This window comes from Methylobacterium sp. J-043, from assembly GCF_022829505.1.
Taxonomy (GTDB): domain Bacteria; phylum Pseudomonadota; class Alphaproteobacteria; order Rhizobiales; family Beijerinckiaceae; genus Methylobacterium; species Methylobacterium extorquens_A.
This window is the reverse complement of the sequence record NZ_JAKSYB010000049.1, coordinates 124,755-143,835: the sequence shown is the minus strand read 5'-3', so window position 1 is coordinate 143,835 and position 19,081 is coordinate 124,755. Positions and strand designations below refer to the sequence as shown.

The following is a 19,081-nucleotide window of genomic DNA, read 5'->3' as shown; positions in this document are numbered from 1 at the left end:
CGGGCACCCGCTCGGGCGCGCGTCCGAACAGCCAGAGCGCGCCTTGTGACAGTTCGGACGAGCCTCAACGCCATCGACGTCCCGATCCGGCGCCCGCATTGGATGCTCGCCGCGCTGCTCTGCGCCGGCCTGACCGGCCCGGAGGCGCGGGCGCAGGAATCGGTCACCCTGGAGGAGCTTGCGGTCGAAGGCGAAAGCCGGAGCCGGGGCGTCGGCAACGGCGCGCCCGATGGGCGGACGGCAGCGGCCGGCACGATCGGCCTGATCGGGCCGACGCCGGGCTACCGCGCCGACCGCGCGGTGAGCAGCACCAAGACCGATACGCCCCAGCGCGACGTGCCCCAGATCGTCACGGTCGCCCCGCGCGAGGTCATCACGGATCTCGCCGCCACCCGTGTCGATCGGGTCTTCAACTATACGCCGGGCGTGGCGCAACAGAACAATTTCGGCGGCCTGTCGGTGTTCAGCTACGCCATCCGCGGCGTCACAACCTCTGAGATCTACAAGAACGGCTTTCCGCTCAACCGCGGCACGCCGCCCCCGCCCGACGCGCAGAACGTCGAGCGCGTCGAGGTGCTCAAAGGCCCCGGCGGCGGGCTGTTCGGGCGCAGCGATCCGGGCGGGCTTGTCAACATCATCACCAAGCAGCCGACCGTCGAGCGCTTCGTCGAGATGGGCGGGTTGTGGGACTCGTTCGGGCAGTTCCGCGGCACGGTCGATACCGGCGGCGCGCTCAACGAGGAGGGCACGCTCGCCTACCGCTTCAACCTCGCCGCCGGCCGCCAGGGCAGCTTCCGCGATTTCGTCGACAGCGACCGGCTGCTCGTCGCGCCCGTCCTGAGCTGGCAGATCACCCCGGACACGCGGATCACCGTCGAGACCGAATTCCTGCGCAACCGCATCGTGTTCGACCGCGGCGTCATCGCCCTCAACGGGCGGCTCGGGCTCTTGCCGATCTCGCGGTTCCTCGGCGAGCCGGGCCAGAGCACCTATCAGACCAACAACACGATGCAGGTCCGCGTCGATCACCGCTTCAACGCCGATTGGCAGATGCGGCTCGCCACCCACTTCAACACCGGCACGCTGGAGGGCGAATCCGCCGAGATCCGCGCGATCGCGGCCGACAACCGAACCGTCTCGCGCGACCGCAACGTGCGCGATTACCGCTGGGATACGGCGATCGGCCAAGCCGAGGTGGTCGGGCGCTTCGACACCGCCGGCATCGGCCACACCATGCTGCTCGGCTTCGAGCGCGAGAGCACCGATAGCCGCGTGCTCTACCTGCGCTCGAACTTCCGCACGAGCCCCTACGCCATCGACATCTACGATCCGCGCTACGGCCAGCCGCTGCCGCCGATCACCATCCCACGCAACAACCTCGAACGGATCACCAACACCGCCCTCTACGCGCAGGACCAGATCGTCCTCACGCCCGAATGGAAGGCGCTGCTCGGCGTACGCTTCGACTTCTTCGAGCAGTCGTTCCGCGAGCGCATTCCGCGCTCCCAGGTCGATCAGACCTATTTCGCGGCAACCCCGCGGGCCGGCCTCGTCTACCAGCCGCTGCCCGAACTCTCCCTCTACGCCAATGTCGGCACGAGCTTCCGGCCCAATATCGGTCCCGATGCCGCCGCCGTCGCCGCCTCCGGGCCGTTCGCGCCGGAGACCGGCATCGGCTACGAGGTCGGGGCCAAGCTCGACCTCTATGGCGGTGCTCTGGCGCTCACCGGCACGGCCTTCCGGATCGACCGGGAGAACGTGCTGACGCCGGAAGCCAACGGCAGCGGCTTCTCCGTGGCGGTCGGTGGAGTGCGCAGCCAGGGCTTCGAGCTGACTGCTGCCGGCCAGATCACGCCGGAGATCAAGCTGCTGGCGGGCTACGTCTACGCGGAGGCCGTGGTCACCGAAGATCCGACCCTGCGGGTCGGCACGCCGCTCATCAACGTCCCGCGCCATTCGGGCAGCCTGCTCGCGGTCCACGAGGTGCAGGCCGGCCCGTGGAAGGGGCTCGGGCTCGGCGGCGGCGTGCGCGGCGTCGGCGAGCGGGCGGCGGACGCCGTCAACAGCTTCTCCCTGCCGGCCTACATCGCGGTCGATGCGCTCGCCTATTACCGCTACGAGAATTTCCGCTTCGGGTTGAACATCGAGAACGTGTTCGACACCGAGTATTACGAGAGTTCCCTAAACCGCTTCCGGGTCTATCCCGGCGCGCCCCGGCGCTTCACCGGAACGATGACGGTGCGGTTCTGATGCCGGCTCGGCAGGAGGCCGCGGCACCGGAGGCTATGGTTCCGCGCAGCCGGATCGGCGCCATCGATGCCCTGCGCGGGCTCGTGATGCTGCTGATGCTGGTCGATCACGTGCGCGAGTTCTTCTTCTTGCACGCCCAGGTGAGCGACCCGGTGAACCTCGCGGCCACGCCGCCGGGCCTGTTCCTGACGCGGGCCGCCTCGCATCTCTGCGCGCCGGTCTTCCTGCTGCTGACGGGGCTTTCGGCGAGCCTTTACGGGCAGAAGCACGGCAGCCGAGCGGCGACCTCGGCCTTCCTCGTCAAGCGCGGGCTGTTCCTGATCGTCCTCGAAGTGACGCTCGTGAACCTCGCCTGGACCCGTACCCTGCTGCCGCCGATCCTCTACCTGCAGGTGATCTGGGCGATCGGGCTCAGCATGCTGGCGCTCGCCGCCCTGCTCTGGCTGCCACGCCCGGCACTGATCGGCGTGGCCCTGGCGATCATGCTCGGGCACAACGCGCTCGACGGAATCGTGCTCGCGCCCGATCAGCCGGGCTACGCGCTGTGGGCGGTGCTGCACCAACGCGGGATGATCCCGCTGCCCTGGGGCGCGGCGCGCACCTCCTACCCGGTGCTGCCCTGGATCGGCGTCATCACCGCGGGCTACGCGCTGGGGCCGCTCTATGCGCCCGGTTCCGATCCGGCCATCCGCCGCCGATGCCTCGTCGCCCTCGGGCTCGCGAGCCTCGCCGCTTTTCTCGTCCTGCGCGGTCTCAACGGTTACGGTGATCCACATTCCTGGCAGGCGGGCAAGGATTGGGGCGCGGATGCCCTGTCCTTCATCAACCTCACCAAATATCCACCCTCGGCCGACTTCCTGCTCGCGACCCTCGGCCTCGGCCTGCTGCTGCTCGCGCTGTTCGAGTGCCTGCCGGAACCGCGTCTACGCTGGCTGACCGTCTTTGGCGGGGCGCCCCTGTTCTTTTACCTGCTGCACTTGTGGGCCCTTCGCGGGATCCACGACGGCCTCGCCGCCCTCGGGCTTGTCGGGTCCTCGGGCCGGGTCGAGGCCGGCGCGCCCTGGCAGATCTGGCTGATCACGGCGGCGCTCGCGCTAGCTCTCTACCCGGCCTGCCGCTGGATAGTGCGGCTGAAGCGGCACAGCCGGTGGCGGGGTTTGAGTTACCTCTGACCCCGCCCGCCTCGTCCTACTGATACCCCTTCGGGAACGGGTTCGGCTCGATCAGATCGGGGCTCTCGTAGACCACGTCGAACTGGCCGCTTGGCAGGGCCTTGGCGACGCGGGTTCTGGCCCAGAGGTGATGGTTCTCGTGGATCTTCACGGAGCCCTCCGGCGCATCCTTCATCTCGATGCCGGGTGAGGCGGCGATCACCTTGTCGACCTCGAAGGTGCCGGCCTTCTCGACCGCCATCTTCCACAGGAACGGGCTGAGATAGGCCGCCTGGGTCACGTCGCCGATGACGGTCTTGTCGCCCCAGCGCTTCTTGAAGGCGGCGACGAAAGCCTCGTTGGCCGGGTTCTTGAGCGACTGGAAGTACTTCATGCAGGAATAGGCGTCGGCGATGTTCTCGCCGCCGATGCCATCGACGTCGTCCTCGGTGACGGAGACCGTGACCAGCGTCTGCTTCTTGAGGTCGATGCCGGCAGCCTTGATCTGCTTGTAGAACGCCACGTTCGAGCCGCCGACGATGGTGGCGAAGATCACGTCCGGCTTCTTGAGCTTGATCTTGTTGATGACCGAATTGAACTGCGTGTGGCCGAGGGGGAAGTATTCCTCGCCGACGATGGTGCCCTTGGTCACATTGGTGATGTGCCTGGTGGCGATCTTGTTGGTGGTGCGCGGCCAGATATAGTCCGAACCGACCATGAAGAAGGATTTGGCGCCCTTCTCCTTCGTCACCCAATCGAGGGCGGCGAGCGTCTGCTGGGTCGCCTCCTGGCCGGTGTAGATGACGTTCTTGGATTGCTCCAGGCCCTCGTAATAGGTCGGGTAGTACAGGAGGCCGTTATATTGCTCGAAGACCGGCAGCACGGCCTTGCGTGAGGCCGAGGTCACGCAGCCGAACACCGCCGCGCAATGGTCGTTGACGACGAGCTTGCGCGCCTTCTCGGCGAAGGTCGGCCAATCGGAGGCGCCGTCCTCTTGGATCACCTTGACCTGGCGGCCGAGGATGCCGCCGCTCGCATTGATCTGTTCGATGGCAAGCCTCTCGCCCTGGGTCGCCCCGGTCTCGGACATCGCCATGGTGCCGCTGATCGAGTGCAGGATGCCGACAGTCACCTCCTTGTCGGTGACGGCGAGCGCGCCCGCGCCGGCCTGCGCGAGCGCGCGTCCGGGCAGGGCACTCAGCAGCGGGGAGGCGGCAAGGCCGAGGAGAAGCCGGCGGCGGAGATGGAAGTGGGCGTCGTTTCGGTCACGCGAGCGCATGTCTCTTCGAAATCCTTCGAACGTCATCCAGCCGATCGGCCCGAATGAAGGCCATGAGGCCGCCAGACGAGGCCGATGCCCCCGCTTGTATTTCTTCTCAGGAAACCGGCGAGCATCAAGGGGAATTGCTGGGCGGCCTGCCCATATTTCTCGCGATGTGCCGCCCGACTGGTCGTTTCGGGATGATCTCTACTTCCGGCGCCGGCCGGGTACGCATCCGCTCAAGACCTCGAACACGATCCGGAACACCGCATCCATGCCCGCCGACAGCGCACCGCCGTCCGGGGCGAGCAGGCGCAGGCCGAGTCCCGCGCCGTTGGGCAGCGGGCTCACGCCGGTCAGGCAGCCGACTGCGTCGGCCGCCTGCCTCAGGCGGAGGCCGGCCAGGCGCGCGTCGTCGGGCGCGCCGAGCACGACCATGGTGCCGTAAGCGCGTTGAAGCCCCATCGGCGAGTCCGGTGCCGTGAACGCCGGCCCGTCGATGCGGCTGCGCTCCCGCACCAGGGTGCGTCCCTCAGGGGTACGGATCGTCAGCCCGAGGTCGAGCCGGTCGAATGGCCGGCCCTCGCCCGCGGGGTCGTGACAGGCGACGCTCTCGGTGACGATGGCGCGGGCGCCGGGCTCGGCGGTGATCTCGGTGGAGACGGCGAGATGCGCTTCCGGAAACAGGATGAGCGGATCGGGATTGAGCGCGAGGAAGGCATCCGCGGCGATGGTGAGCCGCGTCTCCTGGCGCGACGGTTCGGGCCCGCCGCGATGCACGACCGTGCCGGCCTGGGTCGTGACATGCGCCCGCGCTCCGGGCCTTGCCTCGATCGCCAGGGTGAGGTGATCGGCGGCGTAGAGGCCGCCCGAGGCCGATTGCAGGTAGAGCGTCGCGAGGTCGGGGCTTTCCGGATGCATCCGGAAGGCGCGGGTGATGTGGAACGGGTAGGGCACGGCTTGCCGCGACAGCACGGTGGTGCCCCCGCCGCGAGCGAAGACGAGGGAGGCTTGCACGCGGCGCCCGACCGGTGCGGAGGCCGCCTCGGCCGGGGCGGGTTTTTTGGGAAGATCGTCCAGCGACAGGGCCATCAGGACGCGAACAGCACGGCGCGGCAGATCGCGTCGGCCACCGCCTCCACACCCTCGCCGGAGCGCGCGTTGGTGGCGGCCACAGGCTTGTCGCCCCGCACCCGTGCGGCCTCGGCCAGCATGCCGGGCAGATCGACGCCGACATGGGGCGCAAGATCGGTCTTGTTGACGACCAGAAGGTCGCAGCGCAGCACGCCCGGGCCGCGCTTGCGCGGAATGTCGTCGCCGCCCGCCACGTCGATCACGAAGATCCACCAATCGACCAGATCGAGGGAGAAGGTCGAGGCGAGGTTGTCGCCCCCCGATTCGAAGATCAGGAGCTGAAGCCCCGGAAACTTCGCCTCCAGATCGTCGCCGGCGGCGATGTTGAGCGTCGGATCCTCGCGGATGACGGTGTGCGGGCAGGCGCCGGCCTCCACCGCCTCGACCCGGGCCGGATCGATCAGCCCGGAGCGGCGCAGGCGCTCGGCATCCTCCTTGGTGACGAGGTCGTTGGTAACGACGGCAAGATCGACGCCGCGGGCCTGGAGCGCCGGGATCAGCCGCTCGATCAGCGCGGTCTTGCCGGAGCCGACCGGGCCACCGATCCCGATGCGGGCGGCGGTGACGGGCTCGGAGAGGGTGGGGGAGGGGAGAGCGGACACGGTCATCGCAGCATGTAGCGTTGGGCGAGCGGCAGGACGGTCGCGGGCTCGCAGGTGGCGAGTTCCCCATCGACGAAGACCTCGAAGGTCTGCGGATCGACCCGGATCTCCGGGCAGGTGTCGTTCCACAGCATGTCGGCCTTGGTGAGCCGGCGGGTGCCGCGGGCCGGCAGCAGGCTCTTTCGAAGGCCCAGGCTCTCGCGAAGGCCGCCTTCGATGGCGAGCGGGTGGACGAAGCAGGCGGACAGGCCCTGCTTCGCGAGCCCGAAGGCGCCCCATTGCGGGCGCATCAGCATCGGCTCGCAGGTCATCAGCGAGGCCGCGGAATCGCCCATGGCGCCCCAGGCGATGAAGCCGCCCTTGATCACGAGTTCCGGCTTGATGCCGAAGAAGGCCGGGCGCCAGATCACGATGTCGGCCATCTTGCCGGGCTCCAGCGAGCCGATATGTGCGTCGATGCCGAAGGTGCGCGCGGCATTGATGGTGTATTTCGCGATGTAGCGCTTGATCCGGGCGTTGTCGCCGAAGCCCGGCCGCTCCTCGGGCAGGCTTCCGCGCTGGTCCTTCATCTTGGAGGCGAGCTGCCATGTCCGGCAGATCACCTCGTGGATGCGGCCCATGCCCTGGCTGTCGGAGCCGAGCATCGAGATCGCGCCGATATCGTGCAGCACGTCCTCGGCCGCGATGGTCTGTGCGCGGATGCGGCTCTCGGCGAAGGCCACATCCTCGGGGAGCGCCGGGTTGAGGTGATGGCACACCATCGTCATGTCGAGGTGCTCGTCGAACGTGTTGACCGTGTAGGGATTGGTCGGGTTCGTCGAGGAGGGCAGGCAGTGGGGCAGCCCCGCCACGCGGATGATGTCCGGCGCGTGCCCGCCGCCCGCACCCTCCGTGTGGTACATGTGGATAGTCCGCCCGCCGATCGCCGCCAGCGTGTCCTCCACGAAACCGGATTCGTTGAGCGTGTCGGTGTGGAGCTGGACTTGGAAGTCGTACTCGTCGGCAAAGCCGAGGCAGGCATCGATCGCCGCCGGCATCGCCCCCCAATCCTCGTGGATCTTCAGGCCGAGCACGCCGGTCTCAAGCTGTTCCTTCAAGGCCGCCGGCTTGTGGGTGTTGCCCCGGCCCAGAAACCCGAAATTGACCGGCCAAGCTTCCGCCGCCTGGAGCATCTTGCCGGTGTTGAACGGCCCACCGGAATCGATGCCCACCGTGATCGGTCCGAGCGAGCCGCCGAGCAGCGTGGTGATGCCCGAGGCGATGGCGTGGTCGGGCAGGCCCGCGGAATCGAAATGGACGTGGACGTCGATGGCGCCGGGCGTCGCGATCAGCCCCTCGCAGTCGCGCACCGTGGTGCCGGCCGACACGATCAGGCGCGGATCGACGCCGTCCATGATCGCCGGGTTGCCGGCCTTGCCTAAGCCCACGATGCGCCCGTCCTTGATGCCGAGATCGCCCTTCACGATGCCGATCACCGGATCGATCACGAGGACGTTGCAGAGCAGGAAATCGAGGGCGCCCTGCGCCGCCGTGATGCCCGGCGCCATGCCGATGCCGTCGCGCAGCGTCTTGCCGCCGCCGTGCAGGCACTCGTCGCCATAGACTGCATGGTCGTGCTCGACGACGGCCACGAGGGAGGTGTCGGCGAGCCGCACGCCGTCGCCGGTGGTGGGGCCGTAGAGGGCGGCGTAGTCGCGCCTTGGGATCGTCACCATCTCGCGTCTCTCCCTCAGGCGCCCTTGAAGCCAAAGGCCCTGGCGCGCGCCAGCGCCGCGGCGCGGGCGGCATCAGAGTCGAGCTTGCCCTGCGTCAGGTTGTTGAGGCCGGTGAGTTCGCGCTCTCCGCCGAAGCCGACGAGCGTCACGCTCTTGCGCTGGCCCGGTTCGAACCGCACCGCCGTGCCCGCCGGGATGTCGAGGCGGAAGCCGAGAGCCTTCGCCCGGTCGAAGTCGAGCGCCCGGTTGACCTCGAAGAAGTGGTAGTGCGAGCCGATCTGCACCGGCCGGTCGCCGGTGTTGACGACATCGAGGCTCACCCGCGGGCGCCCGGCGGCCAGTTCGATCTCGCCCTCCGCCGGCAGGATCGCGCCGGGCTCCAGCGTGTCGGGCTCCGCGCCTTCCGCCGGCCGGATCGGCTCGTGCACGGTGACGAGCTTGGTGCCGTCGGGGAAGACGCACTCGACCTGCAGGATCGGCATCATCGAGGCGACGCCCGGCATCACGTCGCCGGTGGTCAGGATGGTCGAGCCCCAACCGATCAGGTCGGCGACGGAACGCCCGTCGCGTGCGCCTTCCAGGATCTCGTCGGTGATGATCGCCACCGCTTCCGGGTAGTTGAGCTTGAGCCCCCGTGCCCGCCGTTTGCGGGCGAGTTCGGCGGCGGTGAAGATCGTGAGCCGTTCGAGTTCGGTCGGCGTCAGCAGCATCGACGCGGCTCCTTCAATTCGCGAACAGGCGGAGTTCGGCCTGGGCTTGGCGCATGGCGGCGATCTCGATCAGCGGGGTGAAGCCGGTGAGTTCGATGGCGCCCGTCGGCTCCGGCACGGGGCGCTCCAGCAGTTCAGCGATCAGCGGCAGCGCGCCGCCCAAAACCCGCTGCGCCTCGATCGCCCCGATGGCACCGAGCCGCACGGCCGCCGAGGTGAGCCCGCTGGCGAAGAGATAGCCGGAGACGGACGCCGCCGTGCGCTCGTCGAGGCCCAGCGCCGGCCACAAAGCGCCTTGGACCGTGGGAAGGTGCCCGAGCAGCCGGCCCGCCCGTACGGCCGCGCGGAGCTCTGCGGCGCCCGGCGTGCCGAGGCGGGTATGCGAGGCCAGCAGCGAGGCACCGTTGCGGCGGCTGCCGACCCGCATCGGCTCGGCCAGTGAGGCCACCTCGACCGCCGCGTCGATGGCCGCGAGGCGTTCGATGGCGCCGCCGGCGCGGTGGGCGAGGATCAGCGCGACCCGGTCGGTCTCGGCCCAGCGGAAGCGCAGGGCCGCCGCGACGGTGCGGGCGAGCGCCGCCTCGTCGAAGGCCGGGTTTTCGGCGACCAAACCTTCGAGGCCGTTGGAAAAGGCGAAGCTGCCGCTCGGGAAGGCGGTGTCGGCCTGCTGAAGCGCGGTGAGGGCGGCGAGCAAGGTCTCAGGCCCCCTCGGTCGCCGCATCGATGGAGTGGACGACGCGCCCCTCCGCCACCAGGGCGCCGAGACGCACGAGGTAATCCTCGGCCGGCCCTTCCAGCGCGACGAGGATCGCCGCGCCGTCGAAGCGGACCCGCCAGTGGAGGTTGCCGGCATGGTAGCCGAGTTCGAGCGCGTCGGCGGCGCTCGCTGGCATCAGCCGCAGCCAGCTTTCGGCCCCGACGCGGGCGACGAGAGCGTGATGGTCTTCGAGGACGAGCACCGCGCCGTCGAACAGGGCCTGATCCCGCGGCAGGGCGAGCGCGATTTCCTCGCCGGCAATCGTCGTCGCCCGCAGGCGGCGCCGGGCCACGTCGGCGCTCGGCACCCGCAGGATGTCCACCGCGCCGTGATGTTCGAGGTGATGCAGGCGCTCGGCCAGACCAGCCTCCGACCGGCTGCCCAGAACGCGTTGGATCACACGCATACGCCGCGACTCCGATACACACGCCGCTCCGCCCCTTGCTGAGACGGAGCTGTCCTCGGGGTGCCGAAACCGCGCGGCGGTTTCTGGCAGCTCCCAGGAGCTTAAGCGAAGATCAGGCCGGAATCGAGCATACTGGGAATTAAATTTTCTCAGAAAGAAAACAATGGGCGGTTTGGCGGGACCTCAGCGCGATGCAACCAACGGGTTCGCGTCGCGGCCGCGACCCGGAACGACCACGACCCGGCGGATCTCGCCGCGCAGATAGGCCTGCAGGAACCGGTCGTAATCCTTGAAAGAGATGCAGCCGTTCGAGGCGCCGTTGGGCCCGAGCAGGTAGGTATGGGTGAGCAGGCCGACCCGGCCGTGGATCGCCTCGCTGCCGCCGACGGGTGTGAGGCGCAGGGCCCGCACGCCGTGGAACGGCGCCTCACGCTCGGTCAGGTCATAGGTGCCGGGCGGGGTGGCGCCGCGCATCTTGAGGTGGACGTAGCGCGGATCGTCCATGCTCTCGCCGAGCCCGGAATGCGCTTCCAGCCGTTCGCCGCTCGGCAGGACCACGCTCTGGGCGCTGATGTCGTAAACCGCGGTGCCGCCTTCGCCGACGGGCGGCGCGGTGGGCAGGGGCGTGGTCAGGACCCGGCGGGCCGCCGACTCGGCGGCGCCGTTCTCCAGGGCCGCGTAGGCGAGGGCGGGAGCCGGCGTGGCGGGTTTCTCGACGCCGAGCAGCTTCTCGAAGAAGGTGCGGGTGTCCTCGACCTGGGCTGGCGCCACCGCGGCCGTGGACCGGCGCGCGACCATCCGCTCGGCCCGGCGCAGGGCGTCCGCCGCTCCGAGGCGCGTCAGCTCGGCCGGGCGGCGCACGGGCAGGGGCACCACCTGCGCGAGGGCCGTCGCCGGTGCTGCATCGGGAAGCCAGAACAGGGAAGCCGTGCCGAACCGCGCCTCGGCGGCAGCGGGCAACGGCTGGGGCATCCACTCGGCCAAGGTTTCCGCAAGCGGTTCGGCCAACGGTTCGGTCAAGGCTTCGGCCGGTGCCTCCGCGGCGGACGGTGCGGCCTCCGGCGCTTGGTCCACGATCTCGGCCACCGTCACTTCGGGGGCGCCCGGCACCGGGTCGTCCGCGAAAGGCATCGCAGCCCCTTGAAGCGGCGGCAGATCGACGGGTCCGAACGGCGCGGAAGAGGCCAGGATCAGGGCCGCGCTCAGATAGGCGGTCGATGGGAGGGCCCACGAGAGAAGAGGATGTGCCATGCGCCGCCCGAATTCCCGTCCGGGGCGGCCTCCGCCCCGGTCCTGGACCGCCCCGCCGACGCATGCGCCCTGCGAAGCGCATCCCTCGGCCGGTCAATGTCTCGTTAACCAAGTGCGTCGTCGCACTCGGCGATTCTGGGGCGAGATCATGGTCGGGCGGGGGTAAAACCGGAGCGGACTTTGGGCCGGACGCCTAACGACCGGACGATGCAGTGGGGCGAGCCTGCCGTGGATTCGGTGCCGAATTGCGGACCCCAGCGCTGCACTCATTTCTGCGATTCGAGAGAGCCTTGAATGTGTTCGAAAGACTCGCCGATCGCGCTCAAGGCCTGGCGACGCCTCCCCAGCAGATGTCGCAGTTCCATAGGCTCAGAGCACCAGCACGTCGTTGGGCTGCTCCGGGAAGTGCGGCTGACGGTTTCAGGTGGCGCTTAAAACCCAATTCGAATCCGTGAAGGTGATGATGCCACCCGTCACCGTCTTGCCCGAATAGGGATCGTTGACCGCCAACTCTTTCAGTCGCTCGACGAGGGGCGAGGGTTTGCAGGTCAGCGTCACCGATTCCCCCATCGACTTGTCGATGTTGCCATAGAACTTCGCGGGATTGCCGAAGACCGGTGATTCCTCGGCCAGATTCGCCCACAGAGCCCAGTCGCTGTCCTGGCCCGGATCGTGCGACCGCGTTCGAGGAACGGTGCCCGATCCATGTCGCCATAGGCCGTGCCCTCGGTCAGCCGAACACCTCGGCGCTGTTCATCCTCGTGCGCAAGGCACAGCCGGAGAAGGTGCTCGCGGAGATGTCACGGTTCCGGGGGCGCGTCATCCGCTCCTCGCTCTCGCCGGAGCAGGAAGGCCGCCCTGTCGGAGCCTGACGTGTCGAAGCCCGGAAGCGCGGGTGCGTCGGATGTCGGCGCCACGCCGCATCCCGGGGGCTCCGGCAACGCCGACGGTTCCTGATCGCGGCGCTCGCAACGAGCGGCCTTGGCCGCCGATCCTGCGGGCCTATGAAGGCTGCCGGTCCGTCGCGGGCGGACATTCGGCGGGCCATTTCTCGAAGGCTCGTGGGCCGTCGCATCCGGCCGTAGGCGGCCCGGCCGGGATCAGACTGAAGGCGGCTTTCCACGCGGTCGACGGTCGAGGCGCGGTGACCTGAACAAAACGGGGTCCGGCCTCACTTTCGCCTCCGCCGGACCGCCATGGTGGCACACTGCGTCGAGCCCAAGCCTGTCCGAACGATGAACCCCGCCCCGATGAGCGAGCAAGAGGCTGCGCGCCTTCGCGCCTTGGACCGCTATCGGTTGCTCGACACCCCGCGCGAGCAGGATTTCGACGAGATCGCGGAGGCTGCCGCCGAGCTGTGCGAGGCGCCGATCGCGGTGGTGAACCTCGTCGGCGACGGGCGGCAGTTCTTCAAGGCGGAGGTCGGTCTCGGTGTGCGCGAGACGCCGCTCGAAACCTCCTTCTGCCGGCAGGCCATCTTGCACGGCGACTTCCTCTACGTGCCCGACACCGCGCGCGACCCGCGCTTCGAAGGCAACCCGCTCGTCGGCGGCGATCCCGGACTGCGCTTCTACGCCGGCGCCCTGCTGAGAACCGACGAGGGGCAGCCGATCGGGACCGTCTGCGTCCTCGATACCCGGCCGCGCGAACTCTCGGAGCGGCAGCGCCGCGGCCTGATGCGGCTCGCCCGCCAAGCCATGGCGCAGATGGAACTGCGCCGCTCGCTGCGTGAACAGGCGGAGCAGCGCCTGCTGCACGAGCGCATCCTCGACAGCGCCACCGACTACGCGATCATGGCCATGGACCCCCAGGGTCGCGTCACGCGCTGGAACACCGGCGCCGAGCGCATCCTCGGCTGGACCGAGGCCGAGATGCTGGGCCGGACGGTCGATGCGTTCTTCACGCCGGAGGATCGGGCGGCCGGCCGGCCCGCGGTCGAGAAGCGTCTCGCCGCAGAGGCCGGTAGCGCCCCGGACGAGCGCTGGCACATGCGCAAGGACGGAACCCGCTTCTGGTCCTCGGGCGAAATGATGCCGTTGACGGCCGAGGACGGCGGGCTCATCGGCTTCCTCAAGATCCTGCGCGACCGCACCGGGCAGCGCGCCTCGGAGGCGGCGCTGCAGGCGAGCGAGTTGCGCTACCGCTCCCTCGTCGAGGTCAGCCCTCAGGTGGTGTGGTTCGGCGACGAGGCCGGCAACATCACCTACTGCAACGCTTACTGGTACGATTACACGGGGCTGCCCCCCGGTGAGACCGGCGAGGCGAGCTGGATGGGGGTGATCCACCCCGATCATCGCGAACGCGTTCGCGACACGTGGCTCGCGGCGGCGCGGAGCAAGGGCCCTTACGAGATCGAGTTCCCCATCCGTCGCGCTGACGGGCCGTATCGCTGGTTCCTGTCGCGGGCGCAGCCCGTGCGCGACGAGGCGGGTCACCTCAGGAGCTGGATCGGGACCACCCTCGACATCCACGAGCGTAAGGTGGCCGAGGAGCGCTTCGCAGCGCTCACCGAACTGGCACCGGCCATCATCTGGTTCGGGAATCCGGACGGCAGCCTCAGTTACCTCAACGACCGCTGGTACGCCTATTCCGGCCAGACGCCGGAACAGGCGCTGCCCTTCGGCTGGGGCGAGGCGATCCACCCCGACGACCTGGCCGGTCTGCTCGCGGTCTGGGAGGCGGCCCGCGCCCGCGAGACCGTCTACGACACCGAGGCGCGCCTGCGGCGCCGCGACGGGACCTATCGCTGGTTCCTGATCCGTGCCGAGCCGCGCCGGGATGCGAGCGGCGCGGTGGTCGGCTGGCTCGGCAGCAACAGCGACATCCACGACCGTCGGCAGGCGGACGAGGATCTGCGCCGGGCGCGGGAGCAGTTGCATCTCGCCGTCGAGGCGACCGGAACCGGCATCTTCGACTACGACCTCGTCACGGACACGCTGGAATGGGATGCGCGCACCCGCACGCTGTTCGGCCTGGGACCGGAAGCGCCGGTCGGCTACGATGTGTTCCTCGCCGGTCTGCATCCGGACGACCGGGCCTGGGTCGATGGGGCGGTCGGGGCCGCACTCGATCCGGCCGGCAGCGGCACCTACGACATCGCCTACCGGACCATCGGGCTGGAGGACGGCGTCGAGCGCTGGGTCGCCGCCACGGGACAGGCCTTCGTCGTCGGCGGCCGCACCGTGCGCTTCATCGGCACCGTGCGCGACGTCACGCAGAGCCGGCAGGCCGAGCAGATCCTGCGCGAGACCGAGGAGCGTTACCGCCTCGCGGCGCGCGCCACCAAAGACGCGATCTGGGATTGGAACCTCGCGACGAACCAAGTCCTCTGGAACGAGGCGCTCACGGTCGCCTACGGCCATCCGCCGGAGGCGGTCGATCCGACCGGCGATTGGTGGATCGCGCAGATCCATCCCGACGACCGGGCGCGGATCGACGCGTCCATCCACGCCGTCATCGACGGGACCGGCACCGCCTGGAGCGACGAGTACCGCTTCCTGCGCGCGAACGGCAGCTATGCCGACATCCTCGACCGGGGCTACGTCATCCGTGACGGGCACGGGACGGCGGTGCGGATGATCGGGGCGATGTTCGACATCAGCGAGCGCAAGCGGGCCGAGGAGCACCAGCGCCTGCTCACGGGCGAGTTGCAACACCGGGTCAAGAACACGCTCACCCTGGTTCAGGCGATCGCCAGCCAGACCTTCCGCAACGCCCCGGATCTCGATGCTGCCCGAGAGGCCTTCGCCGCGCGCCTGATCTCGCTCGGCCGCGCCCACGACATCCTGACCCGGTCGAGCTGGACCGAGGCGCCCATCGCGGAGGTCGTGGAGGGGGCTCTGGCGGTCCATCGCGGTGCTGCCACGGCGCGCATCCGCGCGACCGGGCCGGGCGTGCTTCTCGGCGCCAAGGCAGCGCTCTCGCTCGCGCTGGCCCTACACGAGTTGGCGACCAACGCGACCAAGTACGGCGCCCTCGCCAACGAGGCGGGATGTGTCGAACTGCGCTGGCACGTGGTGCACGAGGGTGAGGCACCCCGCTTCTGCCTGACATGGTCCGAGCAGGGCGGTCCGCCGATCCTGAGCCAGCCCTCGCGCCGCGGTTTCGGCTCGCGCCTGATCGAGCGCAGCTTCGCCGCCGAGGTCGGCGGAGAGGTCAAGCTCACCTACGCGCCGACCGGCCTCGTCTGCCGCCTGGAAGCCCCCCTCGCATCGATGCAGGAGCCGCGCGACGAGGTCGCCGCCTGAGGGGCCATGCGGCGCAAAGTCCGCTCCCGAGAATCAAGCGAGCCGACCGGAGGCGCCGTCGAGCCACGGGGTTGAGGGCGGTGCATCCCCCTGAGCCTGCCCATATGCCCGTTCCACGGCAAGCCTCCGGGATCTGCGCGGGGCGTGCATGGGTGTAAAATGGCGCAGCTTGTGCATACTGGACCGCTGCGATCCCGTGTCGATCCGAGGCTTGAGCACCGGCTCGCACGATGTCGCCGCTCCTGACACGCCGGCTCGCATCGGCCGGTGCCTTTCGGGGCGAACACCTCTTGCAGGCGTTGCCAGCCATCCGGCTGCCGTGGAGTCGTTGGAGATCCGGGTCATTGCGCCGAGCGGTTCTATCACGTCGGCAACGACCGTCTCGGGGTCGGCGCCGAACCCGCAGGCCACGATCTCGCCACCGGCTGTGACGGCCGCGATTCTCACCGATCCGCCGCGGGCAGCCGGCATCGCTCGACATTCCGTAACGGGAAGCACCTCTTCGATGAGACATACCGCCCTCCTCGCCGCGTTCTTCGCTCTTGCCGCACCGGCTTCGGCCCATGACCTCTGGCTCGACCCGGCGGGCAACGGCGTGCAGATCCTCTACGGGCATCCCCACGAGCCGGAACTGCCGAGTGCCGGCAAGCTGATGAGCCTGACCGCCTACGAGCCTTCGGGCGCGGTGGCCCTGAACGCCAAGCTGCAGACCGGCCCCACGTCCACGCTCAAAGCCGCGCATCAGGGTGACGCGCTGTACGCCGCAGCCTACGACAACGGCTACTGGGTCCGCCTGCCCGACGGCAGCTACCGCAACGCCAGCAAACGGATGCTGCCGCAGGCCGACAAGAGCCTGTGGTCGGTGAAGTTTGCCAAGGCGGTCTCCGGCCCGACGGCCCCGTGGGACAAGGTCATCGGCCAGCCGCTGGAGATCGTCCCGCTGGAGGAGCCGGCCGCGGCCTCGGGCCGGATCCGGGTACGGGTGCTGTTCGAGGGCCGTCCGCTCGGAGGCGCCAGCGTGGTCGCGACCGACGGCGTCAACTTCAAGAGCGAGGCGGATCAGGCCCGCGCCACGACGGATGCGCAGGGCGTGGCGGTGGTGCCGCTGCGCAGTGCCGGCCCGCAGGTGCTCGGTGTGGCGCACCGCCTGACCCCTTCGCAGACGCCGACGCTGGCCGATGCGGACAGCTACGGCGCCACGCTCGCCTTCACGGTCACCGACCCGAAGACCAACTGAGCGCAAGGGGCGGCAATCGGTGACGCCGGCTTCGATGGCCCGCGTCGCCGGGAAAGGGTTGGGCCGCGGTGCCCGCCGGTACCGTATCGTCCTCGACAAGACATGAAGCAGGGGCGCACCGGTTTCCCGGTGCGCCCCTTTTTTCGTCGCGGTTCTGCGGCGCTTGCGATCGGCGATGTGCGCAAACCGAGGAGCTTCCGTCGATGCCTCATAAATTTATGTAATTACTGGTATTTATTCACATTTATCCGGCTCCGGAATTGTTGGCGCGGGATGACTTTGATCCGATCGGGCCCGGCGGCCCAGGCTTCGCAGCCGGTCTCGTACGGTGTGTGCCCCTGCAGAGAGTTTGGCCCATAGCGCTTCCCTCCACGCAGGTGTGGAGACCGCACCATCACACCCGTGATCAGACAATTGGCGAAGGACCGTCCTTGCATACCAGCAAGGGCGCACCATCTTCATACCATCCAACGGGATGGTTTGAGGAGGGTAATGGGATGGTAGATGACGTTCCGGGCCTCCGGCCAAGAGCGCCGGATAGCGAGAAGCTGACGATCAACCTCGGCTTTGTCGATCTCGGCCGTGTCGATCTGCTGGTTCGGGACGGCTTCTATGCCAATCGCGCCGATTTCATCCGAACGGCCGTGCGCAACCAGCTCGACCGTCAGGGCGATGCCGTCACGCAGTCGCTGGCCCGCAAGAGGCTCAGCCTGGGTCTCTCGCACTACACCCGGCAGGATCTCGAAGCGGCAAGAGACGCTGGTACTCCGCTCTACATCCAGGTTCTCGGCCTCGCCAGCATCGCTCCCGATGTGACGCCGGAACTCGCCCGCGCCGCCATCGCCTCCGTGCAAGTGCTCGGCGCCTTCCACGCCAAGCCGGCGGTCAAGGCAGCCCTGGCCGACCGTACGGCCTGATCTCTCGTCTCAACGCCTTCGGGGCGTACCCGGACCCTCGCCCCGGCCCGCCGACCTCATTCAGGATCATGATCATGAACGCATTCTCCGGCATCGACATGGGTGAGGTGACCCGTCTCACCCGCGCAGGCCAGCTCACCGAAGCCATGGCCCTCCTTCAGGGGCGCTCGGCCACCGCCAAGCCGCAAGCGAACGCGCCAGAGGGTGGGCCCGGCAAGAACGGCCGCACCGCGCGATCATGGCCGACGATCGACATGGTCGCGCCTCGGACCCCGGGTGAAGCGTGGACCGCGCCGGGCTTCGGAAAGGGGAGCGACAGCGAAGCCCCCTCTGGCCGGACCGATGCCTCGGATCGACAGGGGCTTGCGGAGACCCTGCGGTCCTTGCGCGAGCGCTTTCCCAAGATGGGCGCGATCCCCGGCCTCGGGGATGGCCTTGGATCGCCTCAGCGATCCCCCATCCCGGTACCGGATGGGGCTCGATACGAGGAGCGGACCTTCTCCAATGCGGCGGGCAGCCGGACGTACAAGGTCTATGTCCCGAGCGGCTATACCGGCCAAGCGCTTCCGCTCGTCGTCATGCTGCACGGCTGTACCCAGTCGCCCGATGACTTCGCGTCCGGGACGCGGATGAATGAGCTTGCCGAAGAGCAGACCTTCTTGGTGGCCTATCCCGGCCAGCCTCAATCGGCCAACATGCAGAAGTGCTGGAACTGGTTCAACGCGGCCGATCAGCAGCGCGGCGCGGGCGAGCCTTCGCTGATCGCGGGGATTGCTCAAGAGGTCGTCCGCGAGTTCTCGGCCGATTCCAGACGGGTCTACATCGCGGGACTGTCCGCCGGTGGAGCGGCCGCCGCAATCATGGCGGCGACCTACCCCGATCTGTTCGCGGCGATCGGCGTCCACTCCGGTCTGCCCTACGGTGCGGCCAAGGATATGCCCTCCGCCTTTGCTGCCATGAACGGCGGCGGGACGGCCCAGCCGCTGGGAATGCGCGCTTCGGTCCCCACCATCGTCTTCCACGGCGATGCGGATCGCACCGTCAACGCATCCAACGGCGACCGCATCATCGCCCAGGCCAAGCCGGACGGAGCCTTGAAGAAGGTCGTCACCCGCGGGGAGAGTCCGGGTGGCATGACCTACACCCGGAGCGTCCAGTCCGATCAATCCGGGCGCGAGGTGTTGGAGCAGTGGGTTCTGCATGGAGCGGGCCATGCCTGGTCCGGCGGAAGCGCGAATGGCACCTATACGGATCCGCGCGGTCCCGACGCCAGCCGCGAGATGATGCGCTTCTTCATGGCGCACACAGGCGAAAGCGATACGGCACAACTCTAAAGCATCATTCCGAAATGTGGTTGCCGGCTTTCGGAAGAATGATGCAAAGACAAGAGCCTAGACTATCGTCTTGGATTCGATATCCAGGACGATAGTCTAGGCATGGAAT

14 protein-coding genes and 2 pseudogenes are annotated in these 19,081 nt (G+C 68.7%); 7 read left to right on the top strand and 9 right to left on the bottom strand.

The features are described 5' to 3' along the window. The first annotated feature begins 102 nt into the window (after nucleotides 1-102). Nucleotides 103-2,250 (top strand): TonB-dependent siderophore receptor, encoded by a 2,148-nt coding sequence (locus MKK50_RS13830; RefSeq protein ID WP_499023189.1) that lies wholly within the window; start codon nucleotides 103-105, stop codon nucleotides 2,248-2,250. Then, a complete protein-coding gene (locus MKK50_RS13825; protein WP_499023052.1) occupies nucleotides 2,250-3,422 on the top strand; it encodes an acetyltransferase domain-containing protein in 1,173 nt (390 codons plus the stop codon). Before MKK50_RS13830 ends, MKK50_RS13825 begins: the two co-directional genes overlap by 1 nt. Before the next feature lie 16 nt (nucleotides 3,423-3,438). Here the strand turns inward: MKK50_RS13825 and urtA are convergent, their stop codons facing one another. The 9 genes and pseudogenes from urtA to MKK50_RS13780 form a co-directional block, all read right to left on the bottom strand. Then, nucleotides 3,439-4,680: an urea ABC transporter substrate-binding protein gene (gene urtA / locus MKK50_RS13820; RefSeq protein ID WP_499023049.1), complete on the bottom strand. Its 1,242-nt coding sequence runs from the start codon at nucleotides 4,678-4,680 to the stop codon at nucleotides 3,439-3,441. A gap of 189 nt (nucleotides 4,681-4,869) precedes the next feature. Beyond that, nucleotides 4,870-5,754, bottom strand: coding sequence for an urease accessory protein UreD (locus MKK50_RS13815; RefSeq protein WP_499023047.1), 885 nt, complete (start codon nucleotides 5,752-5,754; stop codon nucleotides 4,870-4,872). Then, nucleotides 5,754-6,404 (bottom strand): urease accessory protein UreG, encoded by a 651-nt coding sequence (ureG, locus tag MKK50_RS13810; RefSeq protein ID WP_499023045.1) that lies wholly within the window; start codon nucleotides 6,402-6,404, stop codon nucleotides 5,754-5,756. The genes MKK50_RS13815 and ureG overlap by 1 nt, the downstream gene beginning before the upstream one ends. After that, nucleotides 6,401-8,113, bottom strand: coding sequence for an urease subunit alpha (ureC, locus tag MKK50_RS13805; protein ID WP_499023043.1), 1,713 nt, complete (start codon nucleotides 8,111-8,113; stop codon nucleotides 6,401-6,403). Before ureC ends, ureG begins: the two co-directional genes overlap by 4 nt. Nucleotides 8,114-8,127: 14 nt before the next feature. Beyond that, entirely contained in the window at nucleotides 8,128-8,823 is a 696-nt protein-coding gene (locus MKK50_RS13800; protein WP_499023041.1) for an urease subunit beta, read from the bottom strand. Nucleotides 8,824-8,836: 13 nt separating this feature from the next. Beyond that, nucleotides 8,837-9,517 (bottom strand): urease accessory protein UreF, encoded by a 681-nt coding sequence (locus tag MKK50_RS13795; protein WP_499023039.1) that lies wholly within the window; start codon nucleotides 9,515-9,517, stop codon nucleotides 8,837-8,839. A 4-nt stretch (nucleotides 9,518-9,521) separates the two neighbouring features. Further along, nucleotides 9,522-9,986 carry an urease accessory protein UreE gene (gene ureE / locus MKK50_RS13790; protein ID WP_499023037.1) on the bottom strand — a complete coding sequence of 155 codons (465 nt, stop codon included), beginning with the start codon at nucleotides 9,984-9,986 and terminating at the stop codon, nucleotides 9,522-9,524. 183 nt (nucleotides 9,987-10,169) lie between these two features. Continuing rightward, entirely contained in the window at nucleotides 10,170-11,237 is a 1,068-nt protein-coding gene (locus MKK50_RS13785; protein WP_499023035.1) for a DUF2778 domain-containing protein, read from the bottom strand. Between the two features lie 423 nt (nucleotides 11,238-11,660). After that, a pseudogene (locus MKK50_RS13780) lies at nucleotides 11,661-11,971 on the bottom strand (oleate hydratase); the annotation flags it as partial. A 3-nt stretch (nucleotides 11,972-11,974) separates the two neighbouring features. On the opposite strand from MKK50_RS13780, the pseudogene MKK50_RS13775 reads away from it, so the two are divergent. The 5 genes and pseudogenes from MKK50_RS13775 to MKK50_RS13755 form a co-directional block, all read left to right on the top strand. Beyond that, nucleotides 11,975-12,194, top strand: a pseudogene (locus MKK50_RS13775) (DUF1269 domain-containing protein); the annotation flags it as partial. Between the two features lie 293 nt (nucleotides 12,195-12,487). Beyond that, nucleotides 12,488-15,484, top strand: coding sequence for a PAS domain-containing protein (locus tag MKK50_RS13770; RefSeq protein ID WP_499023033.1), 2,997 nt, complete (start codon nucleotides 12,488-12,490; stop codon nucleotides 15,482-15,484). Nucleotides 15,485-15,989: 505 nt separating this feature from the next. Continuing rightward, nucleotides 15,990-16,721: a DUF4198 domain-containing protein gene (locus MKK50_RS13765; protein ID WP_499023031.1), complete on the top strand. Its 732-nt coding sequence runs from the start codon at nucleotides 15,990-15,992 to the stop codon at nucleotides 16,719-16,721. Between the two features lie 497 nt (nucleotides 16,722-17,218). Beyond that, a complete protein-coding gene (locus MKK50_RS13760; RefSeq protein WP_499023029.1) occupies nucleotides 17,219-17,638 on the top strand; it encodes a CopG family transcriptional regulator in 420 nt (139 codons plus the stop codon). Between the two features lie 74 nt (nucleotides 17,639-17,712). Beyond that, a complete protein-coding gene (locus tag MKK50_RS13755) occupies nucleotides 17,713-18,972 on the top strand; it encodes an extracellular catalytic domain type 1 short-chain-length polyhydroxyalkanoate depolymerase (RefSeq protein WP_499023027.1) in 1,260 nt (419 codons plus the stop codon). The last annotated feature ends 109 nt before the right edge of the window (nucleotides 18,973-19,081 follow it).

Coding starts and splice junctions, on each gene's coding strand:
- MKK50_RS13830 (WP_499023189.1), top strand. CDS start 103: ATGCTCGCCGCGCTGCTCTGCGCCGGCCTGACCGGCCCGGAGGCGCGG.
- MKK50_RS13785 (WP_499023035.1), bottom strand. CDS start 11,237: ATGGCACATCCTCTTCTCTCGTGGGCCCTCCCATCGACCGCCTATCTG.
- MKK50_RS13755 (WP_499023027.1), top strand. CDS start 17,713: ATGAACGCATTCTCCGGCATCGACATGGGTGAGGTGACCCGTCTCACC.
- MKK50_RS13765 (WP_499023031.1), top strand. CDS start 15,990: ATGAGACATACCGCCCTCCTCGCCGCGTTCTTCGCTCTTGCCGCACCG.
- urtA (WP_499023049.1), bottom strand. CDS start 4,680: ATGCGCTCGCGTGACCGAAACGACGCCCACTTCCATCTCCGCCGCCGG.
- MKK50_RS13800 (WP_499023041.1), bottom strand. CDS start 8,823: ATGCTGCTGACGCCGACCGAACTCGAACGGCTCACGATCTTCACCGCC.
- ureE (WP_499023037.1), bottom strand. CDS start 9,986: ATGCGTGTGATCCAACGCGTTCTGGGCAGCCGGTCGGAGGCTGGTCTG.
- MKK50_RS13825 (WP_499023052.1), top strand. CDS start 2,250: ATGCCGGCTCGGCAGGAGGCCGCGGCACCGGAGGCTATGGTTCCGCGC.
- ureG (WP_499023045.1), bottom strand. CDS start 6,404: ATGACCGTGTCCGCTCTCCCCTCCCCCACCCTCTCCGAGCCCGTCACC.
- MKK50_RS13770 (WP_499023033.1), top strand. CDS start 12,488: ATGAGCGAGCAAGAGGCTGCGCGCCTTCGCGCCTTGGACCGCTATCGG.
- ureC (WP_499023043.1), bottom strand. CDS start 8,113: ATGGTGACGATCCCAAGGCGCGACTACGCCGCCCTCTACGGCCCCACC.
- MKK50_RS13760 (WP_499023029.1), top strand. CDS start 17,219: ATGGTAGATGACGTTCCGGGCCTCCGGCCAAGAGCGCCGGATAGCGAG.
- MKK50_RS13815 (WP_499023047.1), bottom strand. CDS start 5,754: ATGGCCCTGTCGCTGGACGATCTTCCCAAAAAACCCGCCCCGGCCGAG.